This is a genomic window from Paenibacillus sp. 01T422 (genome assembly GCF_056398785.1).
Map to the genome: position 1 here is coordinate 1 of NZ_JBFTQB010000563.1, position 4,301 is coordinate 4,301.

The following is a 4,301-nucleotide window of genomic DNA, read 5'->3' on the forward strand; positions in this document are numbered from 1 at the left end:
ATGGTGGACACCGGACGACCCATTCCTCTACGATCTACAGGTGTCATTGAAAGATGGTGGGACGATCGTCGATAAAATAGACAGTTACTTCGGAATGAGAGAAGTAAAACTAGGAAAAGTCGATGGTATCCAGCGTCCTATGTTGAACGGGAAATTCGTCTTTCAGATGGGAACTTTGGATCAAGGATATTGGCCGGATGGCCTTTATACAGCGCCAACAGATGACGCACTGAAATTTGATATTGAAGCTGAGAAGCGGATGGATATGAACATGATCCGCAAACATATTAAGATTGAACCCGCCCGCTGGTATTACTGGGCAGACAAATTGGGACTTCTCGTTTGGCAGGATATGCCAAGTGGAACCAGCAGAGATGTGTCGGCTCAGCCGCAGTATTACAAAGAATTCGATGAAATGATCAAGCAATTGCAGAATTCGCCTGCGATCATCGTCTATATTGTTTTTAATGAAGGCTGGGGTCAATTCGACAACGGTGGAGACTATACCAGAGAGGCCATCGCGCATGCGCTGAAGGCAGATTCAACTCGCCTCATTAATGGAGTTACTGGATGGTACGATGCCGGAGGTGGAGCTAACGAGTCCAAAGCGGGTCACTTCCTTGATTGGCACAGGTATCCAGCACCCGAGTCGCCGACTCCTTCGGAATATCGGGCCGCAACGCTTGGTGAATATGGGGGCGTAGGCCTTCGCGTGCCAGGGCATGAGTTCAGTCCTTTGACTGTGTATGCCGGACTAGCCATGAATACTAAGGAAGAGCTAACGGATCAGTATATTAGTTATATCAATACGATCAAGAAACTGAAGGATAAACCTGGACTTAGTGCGGCCGTATATACCCAAATCTCGGATGTCGAATATGAGATCAATGGATTATTAAGTTATGACCGCAAAGTGGAAAAGGTTGATTTTGCTCGCGTTGCCGCAGCACACAGGGAATTAATCGGCAGCAGCAATAAATCCGATCTCCTGACTAGCATTCAAGCAGCGAAGCAAATTCGTGATAACGCCGTTGTAGGAGATGGACCAGGACAGTATAAGCAGCAAATCGTGAATATCTTCTCAGCAGCAATTGCGAACGCACAAGCTGCGTATGATAACGAGCAAACCACCGCGGATGGCATTAAAACAGCGATAGCTGCGCTAGATGCAGCCATCAAGCAATTCCGCGATAAAGCCAACAATCCACTGCCTTTTATAGATACGTTTGATGATCTGAATGCAGATGGTTGGACGACATACGGTGGTGAGTGGAGTGCTGCCACCGGCAAATACACCGTGATTAACGGTGAAGGCTATAAAGCTGTGGCTAAGGATACGAAATTCCAAGACTTCACTTACGAAACGGATATCTCCATGAGCGCTAGTCCCAATTTGGCTAATGCTGGCGTCATATTCAGAGTGAATAATCCAACTGTTGGAACGGATAACTTGCAAGGGTATTATGCGGGCATTACGCTCGCTGGTCGCGTTCAATTAGGCAAGTTAAATAACAATTGGACAGAATTGGCGAATAAAGCTGCCCCTCCGATCAGCGTAGACACGGTTTATCGATTAAAAGTTGTAGCCAAGGGACCAAACATTGACGTATATGTTAACGATACGCTTGTGGCTAGTGCAGTTGACGGTACCTACACAGAAGGCGCTATTGGGCTTCGCACTTACAAGGCTAATGCAACGTTCGATAACATTCGTGTAGCTGAGATGGAAGATGAGGTACAACCGAACATGACATTGGACGGAGCTAGCCTAGTCAATGAAGGTTCGACGTTCGCCGTAAAGCTTGGTGTATCAAGTGTAACAAACACAGTATACGGGTCAGATGTTACGTTGAAGTATCAAGCGGATTTGTTTGAGCTGCAGAAGATAGACTCAGCTGCCAAGGGAATTGCTGTGGTTCATTATGTCGATGATCATAATGGCAGCGTTCGCATGGTGCTAGCGAACATTGGGGGAGATGATCAGAGCAAGTATGAAACACCGCTTGTTACACTCCAATTTAAAGCGAAAGGTTCTCCTAATTCCGCTGGTAACATCGCGGTGCTCAAAGCAGTTTTGGCAGATGAGAAAGGCACGGAGACAGAAGCTCTACCCGCTGAACTTACAGTGCGGATTGAGGGTTACGTCTCTGACGGTGACTTGAACCATGACAGTAAATACTCAATCGGTGATTTAGCGATCCTTGCCACTCATTATGGAAAAAATAGCAGCAGTCCAGATTGGAATGTGGCTAGAGCAGCAGACTTAACTGGCGATGGTAAAGTAGATATTGAAGATCTAGCGAAAATGGCACAGAAGGTGTTGAATCAGTAAGTAGAATGGAAGAGGAATGGAATCATGGCTTTCACAGCATGATTCCATTTTTTTTGTCCTAACTTTCTTTTGTTTAAGCTTACATCCAATAAATAGCAACGGTGCAACCAAAAAGTTTGTTATAATGGGTGTTATTTGAATATTCATTGAACGGCCGCACCTGCTCCCGGCACCTCGAATCATCTAAGGAAATTCGAATCAGCATACGGGGGACTGCGGACAATTACGGATGGGAAGTGAATCATTAGCATGATGGTACGATATAAGGCTTATTGCCATGCTATTTTGAACAAGTATCTTACAGGGGAATCTATCGATTATCGTCAGGTCATCTCGCTATTTCTCCCGATTCTCATCGACCAAGCCTTTCTTGTCGGCTTAAGTTTGGTGAATACCGCGATGATTAGTTCATCGGGCGTGGCGGCGATCAGTGCCGTAAGCATGGTCGATTCGCTCAACATGTTTTTGGTTAACGTATTTGTCGCCTTGGCGACCGGTGGTACAGTTGTGGTGGCGCAGTATAAGGGTAGTGGCAATGAGAAAATGGTTTCCAAAGCAGCGGCAAGCTCGCTTTCCGTGGTCACGTTGGTGGCGTTGGTGCTTAGCCTGCTGGTTCTGCTGTTCTATCATCCAATCCTGAAGGTGCTATTCGGAACGGCGGAGCCAGAGGTGTTCTCTCATGCCGGTACCTATTTGGTGGGAAGCTGCATATCTTTCACGGGGATTGCAATCAAGGAAGCGATCAACGGAGCGCTTAGAGGGATCGGCAGGACAAGAGTGACCCTGATGTTGTCTTTAATCATGAACCTCACCTATGTGCTGCTCAATATCGTATTTGTCCATTATCTGGACATGGGTGTTCTAGGGTTAAGCGTAGCTGTGAATATTTCCCGTTATTTGGCAGCAGGTTGCGCATTGTTCTACTTGCTGCGTATGGATGCCAGCCTGCGAATTCGGCTTAAGGATGTACTCGATTGGAATTTCTCCATGTTTAAGAAAATCATGTTCATTGGGCTGCCATTCGCAGCGGAGCAGTTATTTTTTAACGGGGGAAAAATGTTAACCCAAATCTATATCGTAAGCCTAGGCACCTATGCGATTGCGACTAACGCTATCAGCTCGGTAATCGCGATGTTGTTACAAATTCCTTCGATCGCACTGTCTACGGCGTTAGTCACGGTGGTAGGGCAATGTATCGGGAGGCGCAATATTCAGGATGCCCGTAAATTTACGAGGTCGTTTATGTGGCTGTCATCAGGTTCCCTGTTATTAATGGGGCTGCTGCTGCTTCCGTTTTTCAAACCTCTTGTAGGATTGTTCAGYCCTCCGGCAGAGATTATGGATGATCTGTATCTCATTATGCTGGTCAATCTGTTAGCTCAGATCCCTCTATGGTCGATCAGTTTTCTACTGCCTGGGGCACTGCGAGCTGCGGGGGATTCGCGTTTCACCTCGATTTCTTCGATGTTGACCATGTGGTTGTTCCGGGTTGTACTTGGTTATGTGTTTGGGATCACCTTGGGCTTCGGAGTTATCGGGGTTTGGGCGGCTATGCAATTGGAATGGGGCGTGCGCGGGGCGGTTTTCCTCTGGCGCTACTATGGGGACAAGTGGTATAAACACCGCTTGATCGAGCCTACGAGTGGGAAATAGACCCCATTCAATCAGGGGTCATTTAAGTGCTTGTTTGCTCGCGTAATACTTGGGCAGCACGCCTACTTTTTTCTTGAACATACGCAGGAAGCCAGTGTAATCATTGAAACCGGACCCCATGCAGGCTTCAGTCACGTTGTGACCTTCTGTGAGCATTTTTTTGGCAAGCRCAATCCGTTTGTAGATGATGTATTCATGGATGGTGCTGCCCGTATGTTTCTTGAAAAGTCGGCTTAGATGATATTTGCTAATAAAAAACATCTTTTCGAGCCGTTCAAGTGTCAAATCTTCCGTCAGATGTTGATCCAGATACGCC

The 4,301-nt window shown here is 46.8% G+C and carries 3 protein-coding genes; 2 read left to right on the forward strand and 1 reads right to left on the reverse strand.

Features of this window, described 5'->3' with window-relative positions:
- Positions 1 to 2,332 (forward strand): 3-keto-alpha-glucoside-1,2-lyase-like domain-containing protein (locus AC1DUA_RS25880; protein WP_477502503.1); only part of this gene is annotated, 2,332 nt, incomplete at its 5' end.
- A gap of 249 nt (positions 2,333 to 2,581) precedes the next feature.
- Positions 2,582 to 3,985 (forward strand): MATE family efflux transporter, encoded by a 1,404-nt coding sequence (locus AC1DUA_RS25885; protein WP_477502504.1) that lies wholly within the window; start codon positions 2,582 to 2,584, stop codon positions 3,983 to 3,985.
- Positions 3,986 to 4,003: 18 nt separating this feature from the next.
- Here the strand turns inward: AC1DUA_RS25885 and AC1DUA_RS25890 are convergent.
- Positions 4,004 to 4,301, reverse strand: a 298-nt coding sequence (locus AC1DUA_RS25890) for a helix-turn-helix domain-containing protein (RefSeq protein ID WP_477502505.1), incomplete at its 5' end; no start/stop codon positions are given.